This is a genomic window from Butyricimonas sp., assembly GCF_019423355.1.
Taxonomy (GTDB): Bacteria; Bacteroidota; Bacteroidia; order Bacteroidales; family Marinifilaceae; genus Butyricimonas; species Butyricimonas faecihominis.
On sequence record NZ_JAHZBP010000005.1, the window covers coordinates 249,874 to 275,478 of the forward strand.

At 39.0% G+C, this 25,605-nt stretch carries 23 protein-coding genes; 3 read left to right on the forward strand and 20 right to left on the reverse strand.

Features of this window, described 5'->3' with window-relative positions; genetic code table 11:
- Positions 1-14: 14 nt before the first annotated feature.
- From rodA to purH, 6 genes are read right to left on the reverse strand one after another with little or no spacing between them, the layout of a single operon-like run.
- Positions 15-1,439, reverse strand: coding sequence for a rod shape-determining protein RodA (gene rodA, locus QVC79_RS09040; protein WP_270594051.1), 1,425 nt, complete (start codon positions 1,437-1,439; stop codon positions 15-17).
- On the reverse strand, positions 1,432-3,273 hold the full coding sequence (gene mrdA / locus QVC79_RS09045) for a penicillin-binding protein 2 (RefSeq protein WP_118302352.1): 1,842 nt from the start codon (positions 3,271-3,273) through the stop codon (positions 1,432-1,434). The genes rodA and mrdA overlap by 8 nt, the downstream gene beginning before the upstream one ends.
- 34 nt (positions 3,274-3,307) lie before the next feature.
- On the reverse strand, positions 3,308-3,814 hold the full coding sequence (locus QVC79_RS09050; protein ID WP_087420243.1) for a rod shape-determining protein MreD: 507 nt from the start codon (positions 3,812-3,814) through the stop codon (positions 3,308-3,310).
- The gene (gene mreC, locus QVC79_RS09055) at positions 3,807-4,634 is read right to left on the reverse strand and encodes a rod shape-determining protein MreC (RefSeq protein ID WP_087420242.1); all 828 of its coding nucleotides are present in this window, start codon (positions 4,632-4,634) and stop codon (positions 3,807-3,809) included. Before mreC ends, QVC79_RS09050 begins: the two co-directional genes overlap by 8 nt.
- A 4-nt stretch (positions 4,635-4,638) precedes the next feature.
- The gene (locus QVC79_RS09060; RefSeq protein ID WP_027202431.1) at positions 4,639-5,661 is read right to left on the reverse strand and encodes a rod shape-determining protein; all 1,023 of its coding nucleotides are present in this window, start codon (positions 5,659-5,661) and stop codon (positions 4,639-4,641) included.
- A 6-nt stretch (positions 5,662-5,667) separates the two neighbouring features.
- Positions 5,668-7,206 (reverse strand): bifunctional phosphoribosylaminoimidazolecarboxamide formyltransferase/IMP cyclohydrolase, encoded by a 1,539-nt coding sequence (gene purH, locus QVC79_RS09065; RefSeq protein WP_270594049.1) that lies wholly within the window; start codon positions 7,204-7,206, stop codon positions 5,668-5,670.
- Positions 7,207-7,404: 198 nt separating this feature from the next.
- Between purH and QVC79_RS09070 the strand changes: the two genes are divergently transcribed.
- Entirely contained in the window at positions 7,405-7,875 is a 471-nt protein-coding gene (locus tag QVC79_RS09070; protein ID WP_270594048.1) for a hypothetical protein, read from the forward strand.
- On the opposite strand, the gene QVC79_RS09075 is transcribed toward QVC79_RS09070, so the two are convergent.
- Together QVC79_RS09075 and QVC79_RS09080 are read right to left on the reverse strand one after the other, a co-directional pair.
- On the reverse strand, positions 7,876-9,153 hold the full coding sequence (locus tag QVC79_RS09075) for an outer membrane beta-barrel protein (protein WP_270594046.1): 1,278 nt from the start codon (positions 9,151-9,153) through the stop codon (positions 7,876-7,878).
- Positions 9,146-9,679: an RNA polymerase sigma factor gene (locus tag QVC79_RS09080; protein ID WP_087420238.1), complete on the reverse strand. Its 534-nt coding sequence runs from the start codon at positions 9,677-9,679 to the stop codon at positions 9,146-9,148. The genes QVC79_RS09075 and QVC79_RS09080 overlap by 8 nt, the downstream gene beginning before the upstream one ends.
- Before the next feature lie 193 nt (positions 9,680-9,872).
- Here QVC79_RS09080 and QVC79_RS09085 point away from each other — a divergent pair, with 193 nt between their 5' ends.
- Entirely contained in the window at positions 9,873-10,619 is a 747-nt protein-coding gene (locus QVC79_RS09085) for a hypothetical protein (RefSeq protein WP_270594043.1), read from the forward strand.
- A 228-nt stretch (positions 10,620-10,847) separates the two neighbouring features.
- Here QVC79_RS09085 and QVC79_RS09090 read toward each other — a convergent pair whose 3' ends face one another.
- A complete protein-coding gene (locus QVC79_RS09090; RefSeq protein ID WP_270594041.1) occupies positions 10,848-12,626 on the reverse strand; it encodes an aminopeptidase P family protein in 1,779 nt (592 codons plus the stop codon).
- 652 nt (positions 12,627-13,278) lie between these two features.
- Here QVC79_RS09090 and QVC79_RS09095 point away from each other — a divergent pair.
- Positions 13,279-13,713 carry a helix-turn-helix domain-containing protein gene (locus QVC79_RS09095; RefSeq protein ID WP_270594040.1) on the forward strand — a complete coding sequence of 145 codons (435 nt, stop codon included), beginning with the start codon at positions 13,279-13,281 and terminating at the stop codon, positions 13,711-13,713.
- Positions 13,714-13,779: 66 nt separating this feature from the next.
- Here QVC79_RS09095 and QVC79_RS09100 read toward each other — a convergent pair whose 3' ends face one another.
- The 11 genes from QVC79_RS09100 to QVC79_RS09150 form a co-directional block, all read right to left on the reverse strand.
- Positions 13,780-14,685 carry a dihydroorotate dehydrogenase gene (locus QVC79_RS09100; RefSeq protein WP_270594037.1) on the reverse strand — a complete coding sequence of 302 codons (906 nt, stop codon included), beginning with the start codon at positions 14,683-14,685 and terminating at the stop codon, positions 13,780-13,782.
- Entirely contained in the window at positions 14,673-15,434 is a 762-nt protein-coding gene (locus tag QVC79_RS09105; RefSeq protein WP_087420233.1) for a dihydroorotate dehydrogenase electron transfer subunit, read from the reverse strand. Before QVC79_RS09105 ends, QVC79_RS09100 begins: the two co-directional genes overlap by 13 nt.
- A gap of 28 nt (positions 15,435-15,462) precedes the next feature.
- A complete protein-coding gene (gene uvrA, locus QVC79_RS09110; protein WP_270594035.1) occupies positions 15,463-18,225 on the reverse strand; it encodes an excinuclease ABC subunit UvrA in 2,763 nt (920 codons plus the stop codon).
- Between the two features lie 125 nt (positions 18,226-18,350).
- Positions 18,351-18,791 carry a 50S ribosomal protein L9 gene (gene rplI, locus QVC79_RS09115; protein ID WP_087420231.1) on the reverse strand — a complete coding sequence of 147 codons (441 nt, stop codon included), beginning with the start codon at positions 18,789-18,791 and terminating at the stop codon, positions 18,351-18,353.
- Positions 18,792-18,812: 21 nt separating this feature from the next.
- A complete protein-coding gene (gene rpsR / locus QVC79_RS09120; RefSeq protein ID WP_018336357.1) occupies positions 18,813-19,082 on the reverse strand; it encodes a 30S ribosomal protein S18 in 270 nt (89 codons plus the stop codon).
- A 3-nt stretch (positions 19,083-19,085) separates the two neighbouring features.
- Positions 19,086-19,433: a 30S ribosomal protein S6 gene (rpsF, locus tag QVC79_RS09125; protein ID WP_027202443.1), complete on the reverse strand. Its 348-nt coding sequence runs from the start codon at positions 19,431-19,433 to the stop codon at positions 19,086-19,088.
- Between the two features lie 220 nt (positions 19,434-19,653).
- A complete protein-coding gene (gene mltG / locus QVC79_RS09130) occupies positions 19,654-20,688 on the reverse strand; it encodes an endolytic transglycosylase MltG (protein ID WP_270594028.1) in 1,035 nt (344 codons plus the stop codon).
- A gap of 12 nt (positions 20,689-20,700) precedes the next feature.
- Positions 20,701-21,747, reverse strand: coding sequence for a nucleoid-associated protein (locus QVC79_RS09135; RefSeq protein ID WP_087420228.1), 1,047 nt, complete (start codon positions 21,745-21,747; stop codon positions 20,701-20,703).
- 5 nt (positions 21,748-21,752) lie between these two features.
- Positions 21,753-23,354, reverse strand: a complete 1,602-nt coding sequence (locus QVC79_RS09140; RefSeq protein ID WP_270594027.1) for a DUF3078 domain-containing protein — start codon at positions 23,352-23,354, stop codon at positions 21,753-21,755.
- A 13-nt stretch (positions 23,355-23,367) separates the two neighbouring features.
- Complete coding sequence (locus QVC79_RS09145) at positions 23,368-24,177, reverse strand: SDR family oxidoreductase (protein WP_270594025.1); 810 nt, start codon at positions 24,175-24,177, stop codon at positions 23,368-23,370.
- A 188-nt stretch (positions 24,178-24,365) separates the two neighbouring features.
- Positions 24,366-25,589: a tetratricopeptide repeat protein gene (locus QVC79_RS09150; RefSeq protein ID WP_124317382.1), complete on the reverse strand. Its 1,224-nt coding sequence runs from the start codon at positions 25,587-25,589 to the stop codon at positions 24,366-24,368.
- Positions 25,590-25,605 lie beyond the last annotated feature (16 nt).

Consider the following 25,605-nt stretch of genomic DNA (forward strand, 5'->3'; position numbering starts at 1 on the left):
AGAAAGTTTATTTATTATCTAAAGACTTGTAAACGATTGGCATCTAATCTCAAAAATATAAATATAAGAATGGTAAAAGACCATAGTGATGATCCCCCGTAACTGAAGAATGGAAGAGGAATACCGATAACAGGTGCCATTCCAATGGTCATTCCAATATTGACCGCCACGTGGAAGAATAGGATAGAGGCTACTCCATAACCATATATCCGGGAAAAACTGGAACGTTGTCGTTCTGCCAGTTTGATAATTCGTAAAATAAATACCGCCAGTAGCACGATGACGAAGGTACTCCCGATAAATCCCCACTCTTCGCCAACAGTACAGAAGATAAAGTCTGTACTTTGCTCCGGAACGAAGTTCAATTTAGTCTGTGTTCCTTGTAGGAATCCCTTACCCAGTAATCCCCCGGAGCCTATTGCAATTTTGGATTGCGTGACGTTGTATCCTGTTCCCTTGGGGTCTACTTTTATACCCAGTAGCTCGTTAATACGATCCTGTTGGTGAGGTTGAAGATGGTTAAAAGCATAATTCACGGAAGGAGCGGCCCCGACACATAACCACGAGATCAGTAACAGGGTAATCATGTTTTTCATCTTCCGTTTATATATCGGGTAGATCGCGGTTATACTTGTAATCACGTAAACGATAAGTAATATGTAATAATCGGAAATCGATAGATTAAACATCCATTTAATCAAGACGAAAAGCCCGAAACCACACCCGATAAACAGGATGATTTGGAATAATTCCCGAATATCGTGCCGATAATAATAAAAGGCTATCAGTGTTCCTCCGATAATGACAAGCAATACCGTGAAAGGGGTATACAGCAATGCCATGATAAATATAGCTGCCGCCACGAAACAAAGCAATAGGATAGAGCCATGCAATCCTTCTCGGAAAAGAACGAGTATAAAACTACTGTACACGAGAGCTGACCCCGTGTCGTTCTGCAAGATAATCAATCCCGCGGGAAGAGCTAAAATTAACCCGATGGTCAAAAGGCTGGAAAAGCGCATTACCTTGAAATTATGCCGGCTCATGACGTAGGCTATGGCCAAGTTTGTTGCAAATTTGGCAAACTCCGCCGGTTGAATGCGAAAATCCCCGACTTCAAACCACGAACGCGCACCCTTGGTTTCCGTACCCAAAAACAGGACGGCAATCAATAAAAATATCATGATGCCGTAAATGACCATCGAGAAGGTGGTAAAGAATTTACTATCCGTGAGTAGAACGAGAAAAGCAAGCACGAAAGCCGCCCCGATCCAAATCAACTGTTTCCCGTACTTTTGAGAAATATCAAGAATACTGCTATGATTTTCATCATATACTGCCGCATAAATATTTAACCACCCGATTAATACAAGCAGCAGGTATAATAGAATGGATACCCAATCTATATTGGCGAGTAGGTTATTAGATCTGCTATTCATTGCTCGTTTCTTTTACTTTACTGGTTGTATCATGGATCAGACTACCTTGGAACATCTCTTTTTCAAGAGGTTTCTTCTTGTCGGATATTTTTCCTTTTAAATATTTCTCTATTAATAAACCGGCAATCGGGGCCGCGTAACGTGATCCCCAAACCCCGTTTTCAACATATACAATCAACGCGATCTTAGGGTCTTCTACCGGGGCAAAAGCAATAAACACGGAGTGATCGTCACCATGCGGATTTTGCACGGTTCCCGTTTTTCCGGCTATTGCAATCGAATCCACCTGTGCCCGTCGTCCGGTTCCTCCCTTGATAACCATTTGCATTCCTTCGACGATAGGGTCAAAGTGTTTCCGGTCAATGGGAATAACGTGCTTTTTTATCTGGCTGGAAATCGAGTCATTTATCGATCTTACAATATGTGGTGTAATATAATATCCCCGGTTCGCCAAAATCGTGGCCAAATTTGCCATTTGAATCGGCGTGATCATTAATTCTCCCTGACCAATGGAAAGAGAAATCATGTAGGAGGGGTACCATTTTTGTGTTTTAAACACATTGTCGTAATATTCCTGCGTGGGGATAGAACCGGATACTTCATTGGAGAAATCCGGGCATATCTTATTGCCGAACCCGAAGGACATCACGTATTTCCGCCATTCCCCGTAAGCATTTCGCACCGTTTTATATTCCGGTAATTCCAAGATTCTCTTGAAAACATTGGCGTAATAGGGATTACAGGAGTTTTCAATGGACTGGAGTAAATTCACGGGAGAACTATGGTGGTGACACTTCATGAATTTTCCCCCGACAATATAAGCACCTCCACTACACGTACATTGTGTTTGCAGGGAAATCGCTTTTGTTTGTAAACCAATCAGAGCTTGAACGGTTTTGAATATGGAACCCGGGGGATATTGTGCCATCGTCGTTCTGTCAAATAGGGGTTTTAAGGGATCATTTAGCAATTTAGAGTAATTTTTACCCCGATCCAAGCCGACCATTAATTGCGGATCATAACCGGGACTGGACATCTTGACTAATATTTCTCCCGTAGAAGGTTCAATGGCCACGATTCCGCCTTTTTTGTTCTGCATGAGTTCGTAGGCGTATTCTTGTAGGTCAACATCTAACGTGGTGTATAGATTTTCACCGACAATGGCATCTTCGTCATATTCTCCGTCCGCAAACGAACCCTTCACCCGGTTTTTATTGTCGACAAGAACGACCCGTTTTCCCTTGGTACCGCGAAGGTGTTTCTCGTATGTTTTTTCCAACCCACTGATCCCGATGTAGTCTCCTTGTGCATAATAGGGATCTTTCATCTGTTCGGAATTCACCTCTCCGATATAGCCGAAAACATCTGCAGAATGGCTTACATTATATTTTCGTAACGTTCTGGTTTGTATGTAAAAACCCGGATAACGATAAAGTTTTTCTTGAAGGACAGCATATTTGTTTCCGGGGATCTGAGAAACAAGAACCGAAGGTTTGAATTTCGCATAATCCCGACAATCCTGAATCCTTTTTTCCAAAGATTCTTTCGTTATATCCAGAATGGAAATCAATTCTAAAGTATCAAATTTTTTTACCTGGTTGGGGATAATCATTAAATCGTATGCTGCTTGATTATCAACCAAAAGTTTGTTATTCCGATCATATATTAATCCTCGTGCCGGATATTCGGTTTCCGTTCGCTGGGAATTATTTTCAGCCATAACTTTATATTTGTCGGATACCACCTGATAGGTAAACAATCGCAGGAGGTACACGACACATACACTGATAATAATTCCTGATATAATCCCTTGTCTATACCCGAATTTGTTCATTTCAAGAATTCATTAATCGATTAAAACCACGCTTTTATTGCTGTACTTTCTTAATTCCGATGAAATAGTAGAGTAGCATGAATAACATTGAGATAAAGGTACTTAAAATAATCCGGATAATCGAGATCAGCATATCATTAAAAGTAAAGGCCTCTGTCAAAATCAGTACCACGTTAAATAACAGCGTGGAAACAAACGTGTATTTCAAAAACCACCTGACATCCGTCAGACCTTGCCCTCCATGCGTGTCGTCTATTTCTTCCCGGGTAGAGGTCAACTGCAATAACCGGGGACGAATATAAGCGATGAAAGTAGATGCCGCGGCATGAATACCGACCGTGTTATCAGCCAAGTCCATGATTAAACCTAAAAAGAACCCGAATAACAGTAATGGTATACCTTTCATCTTATAAGGTAAGATGTAGAGAGCCAGAATATAAATATTCAAGTAAAAATAGGAGCCAAGGTGGATATTATCCACGATTACAATCTGTAATAAAGAAAGTATCAACAAATGAATGAAATAGTTTATATTATTCATGATAGTTTATGGCTTCTAAACTTGTTTGCTCATTTTTCTTGTTATTCAATATGACATAAACATGGTTTATGCGTTTGAAATCAACGGCTAGTTTGACCTTTATCTTTAAGAAGTTTGCGGTTTCCTTGTCAACAGATTCTACATATCCCACGACAATTCCTTCCGGAAAGATTTTTGAAAGGCCGGAAGTGACAATCGTATCCCCGGCATTAACTTCCACGTGATAGGGAATATCATTCAAATAGGAGTAGGCATAATCATTACCATCCCATTGCAAGGAACCGTAATAGTTATTCTTTTTTATTTTGGCCGAAATTCGAGAATCCACGTTGATCAAGGGGATGACTACGGCAAAATGATCACTTAAATCCTGAATAAGTCCCACGATCCCTTCCGGAGTGCAAACGGCCATTTCTTTCTGAAGACCGTTTTTTCGTCCTCGATTTAAAGTAATGTAATTTTTCGTTCGGTTATATGTTGCGTTGACCTGTTTTGCCCCGATATACTCGTAAACAGGTATGCTATCTTGTACAACCGTCCCATGGATAATCGTATCCCGTAAAAGCTCATACTCTTCCAAACGATTTTTCAGCAAGATATTTTCATTTGCTAAAGATTCGTTCATCTCTTTTAGACGAAAATAATCTTTTATGCTCGTGATCGTTGACGAAACGTTTCCGAATAGAGTAGAAGCACTTTCAGAGAAAATTGCTCTCTGATATTCGTTATGACGAATAATCAGAGAGAAACTTACGATTTCCAGTAATATAAAAATAATAGTAAAATGATATTTTAATATCAGTTTTATAATCTCTTTCACATCACTATCTTATAAGGAATGAGAACCTGTCCACGTTCTTTAATGCAATTCCCGTACCTCTGGCCACGGCTCGCAATGGATCTTCAGCAATATGGAATGGAATGTTCAGCTTGTCGGTCAAACGTTTATCCAACCCGCGCAACAATGCACCACCACCGGCCAAGTATATTCCTTTGTTCACAATGTCTGCATACAACTCGGGAGGCGTCTGTTCCAAAGCGGCCAAGATTGCAATTTCAATTTTAGAAATGGATTTCTCGATACAATGGGCTATCTCCTGATAGGAAACAGGTACTTCAACCGGAAGAGAGGTCATCTGATTCGGTCCTTGCACCACGAAGTCGGCAGGAGGTTCATCCAGTTCGGACAAAGCTGAACCGACATGAATTTTAATTTCTTCTGCTGTACGTTCCCCAATCTTGATATTGTGTTGATGTCTCATGTATTCCTGAATATCATCCGTCAAGTCATCACCCGCGATACGGATGGACTTATTCGTAACGATACCTCCCAAAGAAATCACGGCGATCTCCGTGGTACCACCACCTATATCCACGATCATGTTACCTTCCGGGGCTTCCACGTCCAAGCCGATACCCAAGGCGGCAGCCATCGGCTCGTAAATCATATAGACATCACGTCCTCCGGCGTGTTCGGCAGAGTCACGTACGGCACGTAGTTCAACCTCAGTACTTCCGGAAGGTATACAAACCACGATACGCAAAGAAGGAGAGAAGAACTTGCTCTTTCCGTTTGCCATCTTGATCATACCCCGAATCATCTGTTCGGCAGCGTTAAAGTCTGCGATCACACCATCTCTCAACGGGCGAATGGTCTTTATATACTCGTGTGTCTTACCCTGCATTTGGCGAGCTCTCTCACCAATAGCGATTACCTTCTCTGTTTTTTTATCGACGGCAACAATGGATGGCTCGTTTACAACCATCTTGTCATTCATGATGATGATCGTGTTCGCCGTCCCCAAGTCGATCGCTATATCTTGTGTTAAAAAAGAAAACAAACCCATAATCAATTAATGTTTGAAGTGTCTCATTCCAGTAAAAATCATCGCAATATTATACTTGTTGGCCGCATCAATCGAATCCTGATCATGGATAGATCCGCCCGGTTGAATGATCGCGGTGATGCCGGCTTTGTGGGCAGCCTCAACACAATCAGCGAAAGGGAAGAAGGCATCGGATGCCATCACGCTCCCCGCAATTCGCTCCCCGCCTTGACGAATGGCATTTTCCAATGCCCAGATTCGACTTACTTGTCCCGGACCAACTCCCGTGGTGCATTTGTCTTTTGCAATCGCAATTGCATTAGATTTAGTATGCTTGACAACTTTCCATGCAAACAACAAGTCTTCCAGTTCTTTTTCTGAAGGATGACGATTGGTAACGTATTTCAACTCACCATCAAGCAACTGTTGGTCCATATCTTGAATCAACAGACCTCCCAATACGGTTTTTGCTTTGGGAGAAGTATAATCTCTTTTACTAATATTTGATACCTGTAATAATCTCAGATTTTTCTTTTTGGTAAGAATCGCTAAAGCTTCTTCCGAGAAAGAAGGAGCTACAATCACTTCCAAGAAAATAGGGGACATGACTTCTGCCGTTGCCTTATCTACTTCCCGGTTTACCGCGATGATTCCACCAAAAATAGAAACAGGATCAGCCTCGTAAGCTTTCTTGAAGGCCTCAACAAGAGTAGCGGCACTACCAACACCACAAGGATTTGCGTGTTTTGCAGCTACAACTGTCGGTTCTTCAAACTCTTTCAAGGTTTCTAACGCCCCGTCGGTGTCACCGATATTATTATAAGATAATTCTTTTCCATGTAACTGAACCGCCCCGGTCAACGTACCCTCCGTCTCCTGAATTTGGGTATAGAAAGTAGCTGACTGGTGTGGATTTTCTCCATAACGAAGATCTTGTTTCTTTTCGAACGTTAAGGTCAAGGTCTTCGGTGATTGAATATTCAATCGTTTAGAGAAATAGTTGGCTATTAGAGCATCATAGTGTGAAGTATGAATAAACACTTTAGCTGCTAATAGCTCTTTGGTTTCAAGTGAAGTATCTCCATGAGCTTGAATTTCCTCGATTACTTTCGTGTAATCTTCCGGATCTGTAATCACCGTCACGAAAGGATAATTCTTCGCTGCCGCCCGAATCATGGTCGGCCCGCCAATATCGATATTCTCGATAATTTCTTCGTGTGAAACTCCTGCTTTAAGAATGGTTTCCTTGAAAGGATATAGATTACAAACGACCATATCAATAGGTTCTATCCCAAGTTCGGTCATCTGTTGCTTATGTTTCTCGTTGTCTCGTATCGCTAAGATACCTCCCTCAACATTCGGGTGAAGGGTTTTCACTCTTCCGTCAAAACACTCGGGGAATTGGGTTAAATCTGAAATATCTTTCACCTGTAGTCCCTCTTCTTTCAATTTCTTAGAGGTCCCCCCGGTGGAAATAATCTCCCAACCCATAGAATTTAGCGATTTAGCAAAATCAACAATCCCACTTTTGTCAAATACACTGATTAATGCTCTTTTCGTTCTCATCCGGATATTTAATTTTTATTGTTCCAAACGTAATATTACTTGCAGACAAAGGTAAAAAAAGAATATTATTTTTTTATATAAAAAAGCGTTTCGTGCAATATTTTTCTTGCGATCGTTTTCATGTGTTCAAAAAAACAGTATATTTGATAAATAATTGGATATTATTAAAGGTTTCGGAATAATTTATTTGTTGATATTATGAGCGATAAAGGTGTTGATTTAATTGTTTACTTACTGTTGACGTTAGGTGCGAGTGCAATAGGCTGGTTTAAGGCTTCCAAGGAGAAAAAAGCAAAAAATACACCTCCCGAATTTCATCTTCCGGAAGAAGAACATGATGATTTGGATGATGAGATTGTCGTGATTTCACAAGAACCGGAAATCCCATCTCCGGAGCCTGTTTTTGCTCCGATATCAAATAGCGATGAACTTGTAGAAAGAGCGGGGAGAGAGATAAACGTGAATAATTTTGGTAAAACAGATGAAGAACGTTATGCCATGCTTGAACAACTGCAACAAGCCAGAAGAGGACGGACTAAGAAAGAGGTGGTTCTCTTTAAAGATGACGAAGAGTCTAACGAGCAACCAAATAATTCAATTACCGAACATTTTGATTTTGATATTCGTCAAGCGATAATTTCCAGCGAGATATTAAATCGTAAATATTAATTAGAAATTAATTCCGATTCCAGTGGAGAACGTGAACGAGTAAGGTTTAAAATCAATTTCTGCACTCTTACTCAAGGATTGTAAATAATATTTGAATCCCGGTTCCACTTTTATGTGGATTGATTTTGAAAGGGGATACTCGATACCGAAACCGATATTCGTACTGATATTAAACGTTCTGATGTCCTCGGCTTCTCCCATAAATTCTTTCTTCCCATTGTAATTCACGTAAGTATGGTTACGTACCATAAAACTGGCTCCAAACCCACCTAACACACTAAATTTTACTCTATTATCATTCAAATGATAACGGAAAATTAAAGGAATCTCAATAGCATCGAATTGCTGCTCGATACTTCCGTCTTCATCTTGTTCTGTTTTTAATGAAACAAAGGTTTCGGGAGAGGAAACGGTTGCATTGGCTTTGTTTTTTACGCTACCAAGTGGGGTATAGGCATGAGTGTTAGCATTATATGACACCATATCGGAACGAGGCACATACACTTGTGCATCATCCGTCTTTTGTCCCATACGGGAATACCCTAAACCGGTTTCTATGGAGATTCGTTTTGTAGGTTTCACGGCGAAAGTCAACCCTCCACCTACATTAAAAATACCACTCATCTGGCTACTTTCATATTGAGCGGAGCGAGCATTTGTTCCACTCGTTTTATAGCTACCTGACGAATATCCGGGAGAGACATATCCACCTACAGTAAACATTTTAGTATCTTCTGATTTTACTTTATTGGTAGTCTTTACCGTGGTTATACTTTTCCCATCCAAAAGTTCCGTGTATTTACGTTGATTTTCTATCGCATTTTGATTTACCAAAGGGATAAACCCTGCACGAACGGATGTTTTTTTCAAATCACCTTCCGGCTGCTCGTTCTCCAAACTGGTTAAAGTGGAGGTAGAAACCGGAACCGGAGCAAGATGCTCTACGGTATATTCTTCTCTTTTTCTCTTTATTTCTGGTATTGAATGAGGAGTAGAAGTAAATGCTAGTATCTTATTATTATCCTGATTGTTAATATTAGAGTTTAGAGCGGCAACAGATGTCGGAGTATAGATATTGGTATGTTTGCTTTGCATGAAAAATCCCACTCCGAACAATAATATTACCGCTGCAGCAATACCACTATACGTGTAAATTCGCCTTAGACGTCTTTGCTTCATCACGAAATGGGAGTTTATTCCTTCCCACACTCGTGCTGGAGGTTCAACGGAAACTTGTTCCAAAGCGTTTTTAAATAATTTCTCAATCTTCTCACTCATCTCTCAAATATGCATTTATCTTCCTTTTCAAAATTTCTTTCGCCCGTGCCAGATTGGATTTAGATGTACCGTCGGATATACCTAGTAATGCTGCTATCTCCTTGTGTTGCATGTCTTCCATGACGTACAAGTTGAAGACCAGCCGGTATTTCTCCGGTAATTGATTGACAAACTCGAACAACACCTCGGGAGGTATGCTCACGTCATCATCAACATCATCTTCATCCACCACTTCCGGAACTTCTTCGACAACTTGCACGGATCGATTTTTTCTGAATTTCTCTAACGCCGTGTTGATGAAAATGCGTTTCATCCAACCTTCGAAAGATCCTTTTCCCTTGTATTGGCCAATGGATTCCAACACTTTGATAAAACCATCTTGCAAATTATCTTCCGCCTCTTCGCGTGATTTGGAGTATTGGATACATACGGCAAACATTTTAGCCGAGAACATATGGTAAAGTTGTTCTCCCGCTTTTCTGTCTCCCTTTTTGCATCGGTCTACTATTTTGTCCAAATTACACATTGATAACTATTGCTTAGATGCGCTATTTTGTAAATGGTTGCGTTCACTACGCGAAAAAAATGAAAAAAAATCATTATCAGCTAAAAAGCTGTCTTTTTTTTTGCATCGTATTGTTTTTTTGCGAATCTTCGCAGTGTGAAATGAAAATATGTGGTGATAATCACGGAATATTTAAAACTATAAAACAACTAAAATGAAGACAATCTTAAATTTAAAACAGTACGTAATTTTATTGGTTGCGGCTTTCGCAATGACATCTTGTTTGGATAGCGATGATCCAGATTTTCAATTTATAGGTGGTGGTGGATATATAATTCAAGTTACTCCTACTACCTTTTTTCCTATGATTGCTGCGTATACAAATGAGCCTATGACTAATGGATGTAAAATTTCTAATGGAAAAACGAATGTTTCACTGACAGATATCGAAGGGTATCAAAAAATGGGGGTTCAAACTGATCCGAATATGCAACAGATGCTTGCAACAGAACTAACAGATGTGACTGGGCAATACACTCTAGAAGCCACTAATAGCGAAGGAAAAACTGCACAAACATGGATGAGTCTTTCTGCATCCAAAGGAATGGGAAAATTAGATGCAAAAATTGAATGTAGTGATGATGGAAAAATTACTGCTTATTTTAAGCTAGCTGAAGGAGCTGATTATTATTACGTTTTCTTGCAAAAAGATAGTTATGATTTTACGAAATACGGATTAAAATACTGGAGTGAAACTGACTTAAAGAAAGTAACACCTGAAACAGAAGAGCCATACAAGGATTACTACAAACTTTCGCTTAATGTAAGTGATCTACTATCTAGTTCGGCAGAGCTTGCTGCAGGAAGATATCGAGTTGTTGCTGCAGCTGCCATTACAGGTACTAACTATGGCAACTTTGTTGTATTACAAGAAGGGGATTACGATACCTATACAAAATAGTAAGATTTTTTTTAATAATAAAGCCGGAAGTTTTCTCTTCCGGCTTTATTATTAAAAAATTATATGAATTAATTTAGTATGAATAAAAACATAAGTTACGACTAAAAGTTTGCATACATTAACCCTGCAATTTATAGCCGTTTCATCACACGTGTTTCAAACGTAGGGGAAACGGCTATAATTCGTTTATGGTGACTTATCTCGGAACAAACTCTCGCTTAATTCTTATCAAATTGCTTTTGTCTTATTTCGCAACCAAACCTTTTCTTGTTTTTCAAGATAAGGAGATACTTCTTGATAAACCCGTTCGTTGTAAGCATTTAACCAATCGATTTCATTTTGATTCAAAAGTTTAGTTAATAGGGCGGAAGTGTCGAAATAACAAAGAGTTATTGTTTCAAATTGATAGAATTCTCCAAATTCATTCACCGCTTTGGGCTGGCACACGATCAAGTTCTCGTGACGGATTCCATGTAAACCTTCCCGGTACAATCCCGGTTCGTTAGAGGTTACCATACCCGGCAACATTTCTTGATTCTTCAAATCCGGGCGAATGGATTGCGGTCCCTCGTGTACATTGAGAAAATATCCTACACCATGTCCAGTTCCATGTCCGAAATTTCGAAGATTCATGTATAATGGTAATCTAGCAACTATATCAATATTACATCCTTTCGATCCTTTCGGGAAATATAGCATACTAAGATCAATCATACCCTTTAAAACAAGCGTGTAATCCTCTTTTTCCAATTCTGTCAGTTCTCCCAATGGCATCGTACGAGTTATATCCGTCGTACCGTGCATATATTGAGCGCCGGAATCCACAAGATATAATCCTTTGGGATGTATTTCCGATTGTTGTTCCGGAGTTGCGGAATAGTGTGGCAGGGCTGCATTAGGACCATAGGCAGAAATACACCCAAAACTATCCGACACGTATTCCTTATCCTGAGAGCGGAACCAAGTTAATTGTTCTGCTGCCTCCAGTTCTGTTATAGGTTGTTGTGATAATCTATTTTCCAACCAATAATAGAATTTGGATAACGCAACTCCATCTTTCCGGCAAGCTAATCTAAATCCATCCAGCTCGGTTGTATTTTTTACAGCCTTCAGCAAGGGAATAGGTGATTCGATTTCACGTACCTCGAATTTTTTCGCCAGATGATTAAAAACAGCATAATTGCAAGTATTAGTATCAATGAAATACGTGTTTTCTTTATTCTGTTCATCCAGAAAGAGGAACAAATGATGGTAATCATGTAACTCAATCCCATCTTCTGCCAATTGTTGTTCTATTTCTTGAGAAATCTTGTCTAATTTGATGAATAAATGAGCTTTATCCTTTTCTACAATGGCGTAAGAAATGGCTACCGGGTTATAGGCAATATCGTTACAACGGATATTATATAACCAAGCAATTTCATCCAAACAACTGAATAACATGGCATCACCATGATTATCGCGTATAAACTCACGAATTTTACCTATTCGTTCTCCGGCAGATTCCCCGACATATTTTGTATCCAAACGAATTATTTTCTCCACGGGAAGAGCCGGACGGTCAAACCACATTTCTCCCAGCAAATCTATTTGTTCTTGGATAGTTATATTTTTAGGGCTTAATGCGTTTTTCAGGTTACGTACATCACTAACAGACATACAAAAGCCATCAATTCCTACTTTAGTTCCAGATTCAAGCACTTCAGCCAACCATTGAGGATAATCGACAGCACCGGGAATACGCAATTTATGGAGTTTTATGCCGGAACTAGCCAATTCTTTCTCTGCTTGAATAAAATAGCGGGTGTCAGTCCACAATCCAGCCTCGTTTTTCGTGACCACGACAGTACCGTATGACCCGGTAAAACCGGAAATCCATTTTCTCTGTTGCCATGGAGCGGGAAGATATTCGCTATTGTGAGGATCTGTTCCGGATATGATATAAGCCGCAATATTTTCTCGATCCATAATGCGTCTTAATTCGATTAATTTCTCTGGTATATTCATGACTATATTTTTTTATTTCTCAAATGTAGAGTTTTTGTTGAATATAACAAAATAGAGAAAATTTACATTTGTAATATTGAAACGATACAGATTTAGATTTACATTTGTAATGCATAAAATAATAAAGAAAGGAGAGGGGAGATCACAAATGTAATCATTACAAGTGTCAGCAAATTCAACGCATTTTATGTGTTAACACTTGTAAACAACTATAATTATTATATTGAATACCAATAAATAAACACCTTGTACGTCATGTTTATATTTAATGATAATTTAACCGTAATAAGAAGATTAGAGCATATTTGGTGTTAATTAAATTTAAATACAACAACTAATATATTGATATTCAGTGTATATTGTTTCACAACATAAAGTTTAGCTACAAGCTAACCATTTACTTTTTCCAGTACTTAAATCACTGATTATTAAAGATTAAAATATACATTAGTACATATCATACAACAGATAGGTACAAATGCGATCAATTTTATTGATAACAAGAATCTTACACTAATAAAACATAGCTTGACAAATATCACGATGATGTGTTGATTACATTTGTAATTTTCTTGCATTACAAATGTAATTTTGATTTCTCAACTTGAATGATTACATTTGTAACTCTTGATTTTACAAAAATAACAGGTTTATGCAAGAACGTTTGAATCAAATTATCGAGAAAAAAGGATTGACCGCAACAAAGTTTGCGGCCATGATTGGAGTAAACGCTTCTACAATTTCCCATATTCTTGCAGGCAGGAATAAACCCGGTTTTGATATTATCAATAATATTGCTAAAACATTTCCGGATCTCAATCTGACTTGGTTAATCACAGGAAACGGATCAATGGATAACTCTCCTGTACAAGAAGAAAAAAATCCGGTGATAACCGAGCCTACATTATTTGACATGGAACCGACAGAAAAACAAAATACGCCTGTTATGTCTGATAAAAATGTAAAATTGGAAGAAACTAGAGATCCGATAACATCCGTCAGGTCTTTAACAAAACAGACAAAAAAAATAAAACGGATTATATTATTTTTTGAAGATGGTAGTTTTGAAGACTACGAAAAAGAATAAAAAAATGAGTCAAAAGTCCATTCGATTTTATAGACTTTTGACTCATCCTTTTGTGTTTCCTATTTCTTATATCAAGCCGATAATTTCTTTTACAGACTTGAAACCGTTCTGATCCAGATAATCGTTAATTCCGTCGATCACTTTTATCGTTATAGTCGGATCAATAAAGTTTGCCGTACCGATCTGTATGGCCGAGGCTCCGGCCAATAAAAATTCTATCGCATCATTGGCACAACTTATTCCCCCCAAACCAACTACTGGAATTTTCACGACTTTGGCAACTTGCCAAACCATACGAAGTGCGACAGGTTTCACGCAAGGACCGCTCAATCCTCCTGTAACTGTACTCAATACAGGTTTTCGAGTTTTTACATTGACCGCCATCCCCATCAACGTGTTGATAAGTGATACAGAATCTGCACCGGCACCTTCCACGGCCAAAGCAATTTCCTGTATACTCGTGACATTAGGAGATAATTTGACCATTAAGTGTTTTTTATAGACTTTCCGAACTTCCTTGACAACTTCAGCCGCTGAAACACAACTTGTTCCGAAAGCCATACCACCTTCTTTCACGTTAGGACAAGAAATATTCAGTTCGATTGCCGGAATATGATCCAAAGCGTTGATTTTTTCTGCCGTGGCAACATAATCAGAAATAGTTGAACCGGATACATTCACCAGTATATTACTGTTTATGTCTTTTATCGTCGGGTAAATATGCTCGATGAAATAGTCTACACCTTTATTCTGTAATCCCACGGCATTCAACATTCCGGAAGGAGTTTCGGCCATCCGGGGATAAGGGTTTCCTTCACGATGTTTTAACGTTGTTCCTTTCACGATGAACCCGCCTAGACGTTCTAAATCAATAAAATCTTGAAATTCAGTTCCATACCCGAAGGTTCCGGATGCTGTCAACACGGGATTTTTCAGGGGTAAGCCGTTGATATTTATATTTAAATCTGCCATTTTAAATCTTTTATATTGAAAATAGGACCTTCCGTACACACGCATTTGTGACCTTCTTTCGTGTCGGTTACACAACAGAGGCATGCTCCGATACCGCAAGCCATTGTGTTTTCCAAGGATACTTCACAATTGATATTATTTTGGTTCGCATACCCCGCAACTGCTTTCATCATCACTTCCGGACCACAACAAAAGATATGATCGAATTTTTCTTTCAAAACGGAATGTTGCGTGACATATCCTTTTTCCCCGAAGGAACCATCTTCAGTTGTATAGTATACCGTGGCATATTTTTCGTACTCTTCTTTCCGAAGAATATCTTTATCTGTTCGGGTGCCGATCAGCACGACAGGCGATAAACCCTGTGCTTTCATGATCCGGGACAAATGCAACATGGGAGCCACCCCACAACCACCACCGATAAGCAAAGGTCTACCGGAAGTCGGGATAGAAAAATGATTACCAAGAGGTAGCATCACGTTCACTTTATCACCAATTTGTAATTCGCCCAAAGTTGACGTTCCACATCCCACGATTTTGATAAAAAGATAAAGTAACCCGCGCGATTCATCCACGTCATGCACGGAGATCGGTCTTCTTAAAAAGGTCGAGGGAGAATGATCCACCCGCACGTTCACGAATTGTCCCGGCTGAATTTCAGGTAATTCATCCGAATGTAACACCAGCAAAATAGTGTCGTGATTTAATCTTTTGTTCTCAGTAACAGTGAAATCTATTAACTTCTTCATATTTAAATATTCCAAATGAGCATATCTGTTATTTATTTTCTTGCAATTTTTCTGCAAGATATTTTCCGGTGTAAGAGGCTTCACACGTTATCAATTCCTCCGGTGTCCCCTCGAAAACGAGATACCCGCCTTCACTTCCTCCTTCCGGTCCTAAGTCTATAATATTATCGGCACATTTGATCACGTCCATGTTGTGTTCTATGATCAACACCGTATGTCCTCGTTCTATCAAGGCATTCAGAGAATCCATCAATTTATGAATATCATGAAAATGCAATCCCGTGGTCGGTTCATCAAACACGAAAAGGGTAGGTTCCGCATTTTCCTGACTAAGATGGTAAGCCAGTTTTACTCGCTGGCTTTCTCCACCACTCAACGTGCTGGATGCCTGACCTAATTTTATATATCCCAAACCGACATCGATTAATTTTTGCAGTTTGCTAACGATACTTCGCTCACTATGACTTGTCCCGGAAGAGAAAAATTCAACTGCTTGGTTCACGGTCATCTCTAAAATATCGTATATATTCAATCCCTTGTATTTTACTTCCAGCACTTCATCCTTGAAACGTTTTCCTTTACAATGTTCACATTCCAAGTAGACATCTGCCATAAATTGCATCTCGACCTTGATGATTCCTTCTCCCTGACACTCTTCACAGCGACCTCCCGGTACGTTGAAAGAAAAATGAGCTGGTTTGAACCCGTTCAATTTCGATAATTTTTCGTCAGCAAATATTTTACGTATATCATCCCACGCTTTCAGGTAAGTAACCGGGTTAGAACGAGAAGATTTACCAATCGGATTCTGGTCAATAAATTCCACTCCATGAATAGAATCCACGTCCCCGCTCAAGCGGTTGAAACTTCCTGTACGGTCGGAGTAATCCCCATAATATTTTTTCAAGGCGGGAACCAGTATCGTTTTGATCAATGTACTCTTACCCGACCCACTGACCCCGGTCACGGCTGTCATTATCCCCAAAGGAATTTTGACATCAATATTCTTAAGGTTATTTTCTGTGGCACCGGAAAGGAGTATGTAACGATTTGATTTTCTTCTTTTTGTCGGAACAGGAATACTCTTTTTTCCATATATATAATCCGCCGTAAGAGTGTCCGCTTTCTTCAAGTTTTTCAGTGTTCCTTGGTACACGATTTCTCCACCCAATCTCCCGGCCAAGGGACCAACATCAATAATTTCATCCGCGGCTTTAATAATATCCTCGTCATGTTCGACTACCACCACGGTGTTACCGATATCACGAAGACGATGAAGAACCTGTATCAAGCGATCCGTGTCCCGGGAATGTAACCCGATACTCGGCTCATCCAAGATATACAAGGAACCGACAAGAGCTGAACCCAACGAGGTCGCCAGATTGATACGTTGCGACTCTCCACCGGATAATGAAGAGGATAAACGATTCAGTGTCAAGTAGCCAAGACCAACATCCAACAGGAAATCAATCCGGTTATGAATATCCGGAAGTACTCGTGCGGCAATCGTCTTATCGTGTTCGGATAACTGAAGATTGTCAAAATAGACTTTCAGTTCCGAGATGGGCATATCCACGAGTTCCGTGATAGAATGATTGTTTATTTTCACGTACGTGGCTTCTTTTTTCAAACGAGTTCCCTGACACACCGGACATTTGGTCTTTCCCGTGTATCGGGCAATCATTACACGGTTCTGTATTTTAAACTTTTTGGACTCTAGGTATTCAAAAAACGCGTATATCCCGTTTTCACTATTCCAAAGAAGATCTTTTTCCTTGGCCGTCAGCTCAAAATAAGGGGTATGTACCGGAAAATTTATCTTGTGAGCGTGTTGTACGAAAAAATGTTTCCATTCGCTCATTTTTTCTCCCCGCCAACACATAACCGCATCATCGTAAACACTTAATGATTTGTTGGGGACCACGAGATCCTCGTCGATCCCGAGTATCTTCCCGTATCCCTCACATTTCGGACAAGCTCCGATGGGGGAGTTAAAGCTGAACGTATTAATGGTCGGTATTTGGAATTCGATACCATCGGCCTCGAATTTATTTGAGAACGAACGTGTTATACCGTCAATATCAATGTAGCAAGTACCGTTTCCCTCGTAAAGAGCCGTCTCAACGGAATCCTTGATCCGGGATACCGTGTCTTTCTCGTCATTTATCCGGGTCCGGTCTATCACGAGAAACATCTCTTTCGAAGTGTCTACCGGAATATTTTTCTCGATTAAGTCGGAAATTCGTATAAACTCATCCCCGTATTTTATTCGCGAGAATCCCTGACTAATCAAAAGAGGAAGATTTTCATTTGTCGTCTCGGCTAATTTTGCCATGATAACAACCGTCTGATCGGTATGCCCTTCCAGAATATACGAGTAAATATCATCCACGCTATGACGCTTAACTTCTTCACCCGAAATAGGGGAGTAGGTTTTACCGATTCTGGCATACAACAGTTTGATATAATCGTAAAGTTCCGTGGACGTCCCCACGGTTGAACGCGGGTTCGAGGTATTCACTTTTTGCTCGATTGCCACGGCAGGCGGGATTCCTTTAATGTAGTCACATTCCGGTTTGTTCAATCTTCCCAAAAACTGACGCGCATAAGAAGACAAGCTTTCCACGTAACGTCTTTGTCCTTCTGCATATAACGTGTCAAAAGCCAGTGAAGATTTACCGCTTCCGGAAACTCCGGTAATCACAACAAACTGGTTTAACTTGATGTTTAGATCTATATTTTTCAGGTTGTGAACCCGTACTCCTTTCAACTCAATGCTCTGCTTACTCATATATGTCCTTCCAAAATATATACAAAGATAAGACTTTTCGCAAAAAAAAGCACCCTTTGGGGGTGCTTTTAGCGTTTGGAATATGTTTGGAAATACGTTTAAGTCTTGTTAATGACTCGTTTTAATTATTCGGAAACTACTTCGAACTCAACATCAACTTTCACTTCTCTGTGAAGTTTGATAAGAGCGGTGTAAGTTCCAATTTCTTTTACATCTTTCAGCACGATCTTCTTCCGGTCGATGTCGAAACCTTTCTCCTTCAAACTTTCAGAAATCATGATGCTGTTAACAGAACCGAAGATCTTACCGGTAGAGCTGGTTTTAGCTCCGATCGTAAGTTTAACCTCAGCCAATTGTGCTGCTATTTCTTCTGCCTCTGCTTTCAGTTTAGCTTCTTTGTGAGCTCTTTGTCTTAAATTTTCTGCAACAACTTTTCTTGCAGAAGGTGTTGCTAAAATAGCGTAACCTTGAGGGATAAGGTAGTTACGTCCGTAACCTTGTTTTACATCAACGATGTCATCCTTATGTCCTAAGTTTGCTATATCTGTCAATAATATTATCTCCATTTGTGTCCTCCTTCCTTAAAATTATTTCATCAAGTCGGTTAAGTAGGGCAACAAAGCAAGATGTCTTGCTCTCTTCACAGCGGTTGCTACTTTCTTTTGGTACTTTACAGAAGTTCCGGTAATTCTTCTAGGAAGAATCTTTCCTTGTTCATTCAAGAATTTCTTTAAAAATTCCGGATCCTTGTAGTCGATGAATTTGATTTTTGCTTTTTTGAATCGACAGTACTTTTTCTTTTTGATTTCAACCGTTGGGGGGGTTAAATATCTAATTTCGCTTTCGTTCTGTGCCATGGCTTATTTCTCCTCTTGTTTTACTTGATTTTTAGCTCTTCTTTTCAATGCATACTCGTAAGCATACTTGTCTAATCTGAACGTCAAGAAACGAATCACTTTTTCGTCACGTCTGTAAGAAGTTTCCAGTTTGTCAACTAAAGTTCCTTCTCCTTCGAATTGGATTAAGTGATAAAAACCTGTCGTTTTCTTTTGGATTGGATAAGCCAGCTTGCGTAGACCCCAAGCCTCCTCGTGCTCGATATTACCGCCATTTTCGGTAATAACAGCCTTGAATTTTTCTACCGCTTCCTTTACCTGTATTTCAGATAAAACGGGAGTTGTGATGAAAACGGTTTCGTAATGATTCAACATAACTAATTGTTTATTAATACATTAATGTAATAAAAATTTATTTATCGCCCGCAAAGTTACTACTTTCCTTCGGATTTACAAAGAAATTTACCATTTTAGATTTTAGATCCTATTAATTTCGTGATTTAGCGATTATAGATTAAGTGATTCACACCCATGATCTAACGCTTGTTTTCAATCACTTAGTCTCAGTATCAGCAATCTCAGAATCTTTCATTTACTTCCAGATTTTCCGTTTATTCAATTCTTGATGGTACTCCCGGGCATAAATATTATGCTGCCGAAGTGTTTTCGAGAAATTATGATACCCGGAAAAGTCACTTTTAGCGCAGAAATACAGATAATCATGTTTTTGATAATTCAACACGCTATCAATGACCTTGATGGAAGCCATCCGGATCGGTCCCGGGGGAAGTCCGGCGTACATATACGTATTATAAGGGGAATCGATCTTCAAGTAACGATCCAGTATACGGCTTATCGTGAAATCTCCCAACACGAATTTCAGTGTCGGGCAAGCATCTAATTTAATTCCTCGGTTCAACCGATTGATGTAAACGCCGGCGATGACTGGGTATTCTTCCGGTTTCACGGTCTCTTCTTCGATGATAGAGGCTAACGTGATCACTTCTTCCGGGGAAAGCCCAATTGCAGATGCTTTTGCCATCCGGTTTTCATTCCAGAAATGATGATATTCTTTTTTCATTCGTTTCAACAAATCAAGGGCCGGGGTATTCCAATAGATCTGATAGGTATTCGGGATAAACATGGACATGATTGTGCTAGAATCAAATCCTAAACCGGCAAGCACATCGGAATCGTTCAGCAGTGCTAGCAATTCTTCTTTGGAAGTACCTAATTCTTCATGAGCTTCCTCGGCAAATTCAGCCAGCGTTCGCATATTATTAAACGTGAAGTAAACCGGGTATTGATTACCGGAACGGAACATATTGATCAACTCGTTATTATTCATCCCATCCTGAATTTTATACCTTCCGGGTTTCACGGGTGAAGAAAAACGTTTGAGTCTGGCAACCACGCTGGAGGTGTGTGCATTTTCGATGTACCCGTGCCGTCGCAAGGTATCAATCACTTGTGATATAGTGCTACTATCGCGCAAGTAAACAATACCGTCATCTTTGACACTCGTGTTTGGAGCCAGAATATAATAATATCCCAATCCCACACAAGCGAGAAAGATTATTGCCAGTACTCCTAATATGATAACAAATCTCCTGATTTTTTTATTCATAGGCAGGAAGTGTTAGTTTTCTTCTCTAAAATACAGCTTGTAATAATTCATATCCCGGTCCGAGTCATACCCTTTCTCGATGTATTTTTTTTGTCCGTGAATATAAACGTGAAAGTTCTTGTCCAATTTCAACACGTGTTTAAAGTATCTTTTTTCGTCTTTTACCGCACTATTTGATACATCAAACTGGTCTTTTAACGCAAGTTCGTTCTTTTCTTCATAATAGTTTTTGAAATTCTCAAAAGCATCGATAATCTGCGGATCGGAAACAACTTCCTCTTTGAACAAGTTTTCATTGAAAGTATCCGCTTTTTTGAAGTAATCAATCGAACGGTTGAGCATATCGATTTGGTCTGCTTTGGGAATGTCATTTTCCTGATTATAAACCTCTTGAACAAAATCTTTGCAGAGTTTCAAGTAATTGGATGTCTGGAAATAGTTATCTTCGCATTGTTCCAAGCCCAAGAAATCGGTTGTCCAGTAAACAGCCTCCGTGGAGTTTGTCTTATCCAAAATACTTACCCGGTAACCGTTTTCACTCTCGACATTGAAGACCAAACAAGCTTTATCCAGTTTTTTGATATTAATACCCGATTCACTTTCCAGTTGATAGCTATTATCATTCATGATAATTTTCAAGAAAGTATCTTTCGTTTCTGATTTAAAAATACCGATAGCATCACAAGGGCCTTCTTCCAGCACGCAATTCTTGAAATGGACCATGTATAACTCTCCGGCTTTTATGTTTGGATGGTTTGACTGGTCGAATAAATGTTGAGCGATATTCAACGAAGCCTCGTAAAAATTCGTGTTATCCTCGAAAATAGAATTAACTGCATTGTACACCAGATTGTGATATAAATTATCTTCAATAGGTGCAAACCGGTAATAGGCGTCCTTCTTAAAAGGTGCAAGAAAATAGCTTTTAAGTAGGTTGTGAACATCCATATCATCCGGTAAAAAGCAAGATTCGGAGAGACGTAATTTTCCATCCTCGTATTTATTGCCGATGTCATGGATCACGATATTATTGATCTCACAGGATTCAAAATTCATCATATGCTTTAAAATCTAAAATATACTCCTAAGTTTAATGTTTGTTTCAATTGTATTTTTTTCGAATCATTCTGGTTATAAACAGCATTAGCATAGACGGAAGTCTGCATGAAGTAATTGATTTTAAAGTTCAGCGTTAACCGCCAGTCTAATGTCAATTTTTCCGGTTGTTCATAGTAACTGGAAAATATAATCAGATGATTGTCTATTTTCAAGAACTTGAAAAGTTCATGCTGGTTTTTCAATTCAATTTTAGCACCCGCATCACTTTTAAATTTTTTCCCTATTTCCAAACCGTAACGGCTGGGAGCAACGAGGTTTGTATCACGCATATATACCCATTGTCCGGCGATAGGGGACAGGTATAAAGAAATGTTATTTTTGGGTTTATAGTCCAAACCTAGAGATAAGGTAAAATTTCCCGGAGTCAAGAAGGCTGCAATAACCTCTTTGTCCGGATTATTCTTTGTCTTGAACAACACGGTGTTCATATCAAACTGCGTGGCGTAGTTCCAATGTTTAAAAGCTTTTATTCCCAATTTTGATTGGAGTTCCAGCTTATCTTCATTTTTACTCAAATCTTCACTACCGCTTTTTAAGGCTCCCAAGCGATAACGGATCGAGTTTTCCCACGTTGTGTTATTCTTTTTATATGTTGCAAAATACTTTATATCGGAGAGAATAGACAGAGAATTTTCACCGCCACTGGCCCAGTTACTACTGATAAAACCCTGCCCGAAAGAGAAGGTTACGTCAGAATAGTACATCCAGCGCCTTTTGGTTATTTTTCCAATTTTCATTTCCGATAGTACAAAATACATTGAGTCAGGGGCTTCCAGAAGACATTCCTCAACAATTTCTTTAGGCTCTGAATATTTCTGATATTGATAAACATTTTCATCCAAGAAGAATTTCAGTTGATTCCCTCGCGGCATAACCTTTACCCAAGTACCTATGGTGTCACCAATAAAATTCTCTGCCATAAAACGATAATATTGTGTTTTTCCGGTATTAAGCCACAGGTTTTTAGGACGGTTAGAGGCTGACAGCAAGGTGATTTGTACGGAATCACGACTTTTTTCCTTCAACCATTGGTAATTCACGTCCTGATCCATAAAGGAGAGTAAGGCCTTCAAGTTTTGGTTCAACAGTTTATCGTATTGTACGGAATCTTCCGGGTGTTCTTTATAAAAATCAACACTGTCTTTTTTAATACGATCTTCAATTTGACGAATTGCCTCTTCTTTTGCCTGTACCGTTTCAAAGTAGTTTCTCACGTAATTGAGCATATATTTAATATGTTCGTTTTCAGCATAATCACTTAACGTGTTGATGGCCTTGTATAACTCATAATATTTCATTCTTTCTTTTTTCAAGTTATCCAATGCATAACGCACAAGCGGATCATCGATATGTTGATTTTTATAGCGTAAATAAATATATTTGAGCTGAGGGCGTGTATGATAAAGAGAATCTGTCTTGTTATGTTTCAATGGTAACACGTAAGAATGAGACAATTTAGGCACAACACGTATATGTTCTCTTTTCTGGGCAAAAAGGGAATTTATAGATAATAGAAATATAAAAGTAACAAGTACAAGATTCCTCATGTGCTTTTTTTCGTTATTTAAACGGTGAATCGGGTTCTTTAGCCATGTGGCTGTAAGCAAGTTTATCCAACAAGCTAGGGAACCACTTGCTTAAAAACACGGATATTTTTCCTTCAACCAGTGTCATCACGATTTCCCGTTTACGTTTCACTACACCATTTACAATTATTTGAGCGCATCTTTCTGCACTCATCATTTTATTTTCTGCCCGCGGGCTATCGCCTTGTTGATGTCCGTCAGCTACTAAAGCTGTTTTTCGTATGTTAGACGCTGTGAATCCCGGAGCGGCAACAAGAACATGCAATCCTTTCTTTAAATTCTCAACCCGCAATGTATTCAAGAATCCGCGCACGGCAAATTTACTGGCAGAATATCCGGTTCTTCCGGGTAGTCCCAAGAAACCGGCAACAGAGATAATTCCGACTAAACTACCTTTTGTTTTTAATATATAAGATAATGCGAATTTGGTACAATAAACCGTTCCCCAAAAATTCACATCCATTAAACGCCGGATGACATCCAGTTCCAAATCTTCAAATAGCGCACGCATGGATATTCCGGCATTGTTTACAAGAACATCAATTTTACCAAATCGTTCAACTGTTTTCTCAACCAGATTTTTACAATCCAACTCCCGAGTAACATCCGTTTGAACGGAAAGCGCATCAACACCCCGAGATTTTAAATCTGTCTCGATTTTCTGTAATTCATCCAAATTCCGAGCTCCCATGGCAATTTTTGCTCCACGTTTTGCAAATTCATAAACAAGCGCTTTACCTATGCCAGAAGAAGCTCCTGTAATAATTACAACTTTATTTTGCATGAATAATTTTCTTTGGTGAATGAAATATTTATTTTGTAACTTACAAATATAGTAACTTTTAGAGGATCATGAAAAGAAAAAGTACTCTTTTCTTCTATTATAATATTTGTATTATAATTGATATTATGATAATAAATAAGCACAAAAAAGAAGAAGGGAAAATGTATATCTCCTTCTTCTTGTGATATTTACAAGCTATTCAAAGCCTCCATTGTCTTGTCATACTTCTCTTGATAAACTTTATTTTTTGTTCTCAAGCGGAAATATAATTCTTTCAACGTAGTCAACGTATTCTTGTCATTAGGATTTAATTCCAATGCTTTTTCGAAATAAGGAATTACAGCTTCGTATTTCTCCATAACCTTATCCAAGGCAGCGTTATATTCCTTTGCATCAACGATATCCTGTACAACTTTATGATCTTCAATAACCCGGTTCAAATGAATGTTACCCAAATTATATTGTGCGAAGAAATCACTCGGATTCAGTTCCAAAGTCTTGATATACATTGCCTCAGCCTTTTCCGGTTGATTTAATTTTTCGTATAAAGATCCTTTCGCTCTGTAATATTCAGCTTTATTCGGCTCTTGTTTAATGGCAGCATCCAGGAATTCTTCAGCTTTAGCTGGAGTATCACCCATCAAGTAATAGTTGATCAACTCAACCAGCATATAGTTATCATCCGGATACAATTTGTGTCCTTCATGTAAGAAATTAACAGCTTCTTCCTGCTTTGCTTTTCCTGTAACAGAATCTCCGGCCTCATTAGCGGCACGGCTTTGTCCTAAAAGGATATTTGCCACCATCGCGTAAATCTTTCCAGCTTCATAATTCAATTCCAAAGATTTTTTGTAGAACTTAATTGCTTCATCCAGATCTCCGGCTTTGTGTGCAGCTACTCCGGCGTTATAGATAACGGTCGTGTCTACTTTTTGTGTTCCTAGCGGGGATTCGTTGATTTCCAATACTCGTTTAAAATTGTTTACAGCATCTTTAAAATCTTTGGTATCATCTGTTTTCATTCCTTGATTGTAACAAACAACACCTTGGTTAGTAAAGTCTATAACCAAATTAGCATACTGGGTCTTTAAATCTTTCTCAAATTTATTCTTATCGTCCAGTTGGATAACTTTTTGATAAGAGTCCCAAGCTACACTTAACGGATCTTTGGAGAGTTTTTTGTAATTCTCATCCTGAGTTTCGAAGATGGCTTGATAGATTTGTCCTCTAACCATATAAGCTTTCGCCCAGTTCACGCAATTCTCATGGCCAATAGCTTCATCTATCAGTTCTTTCGCTTTATCCAGCTTTCCCTGCGTGAAAAAGCTAACAGCCGATGTTACTTTCCCCTTTTGCGCGAAAGATATATTCACGCAAAGCAGAAGGGCAATGATAAAAGATAGTTTTTTCATACGTTAAAAATTTGTG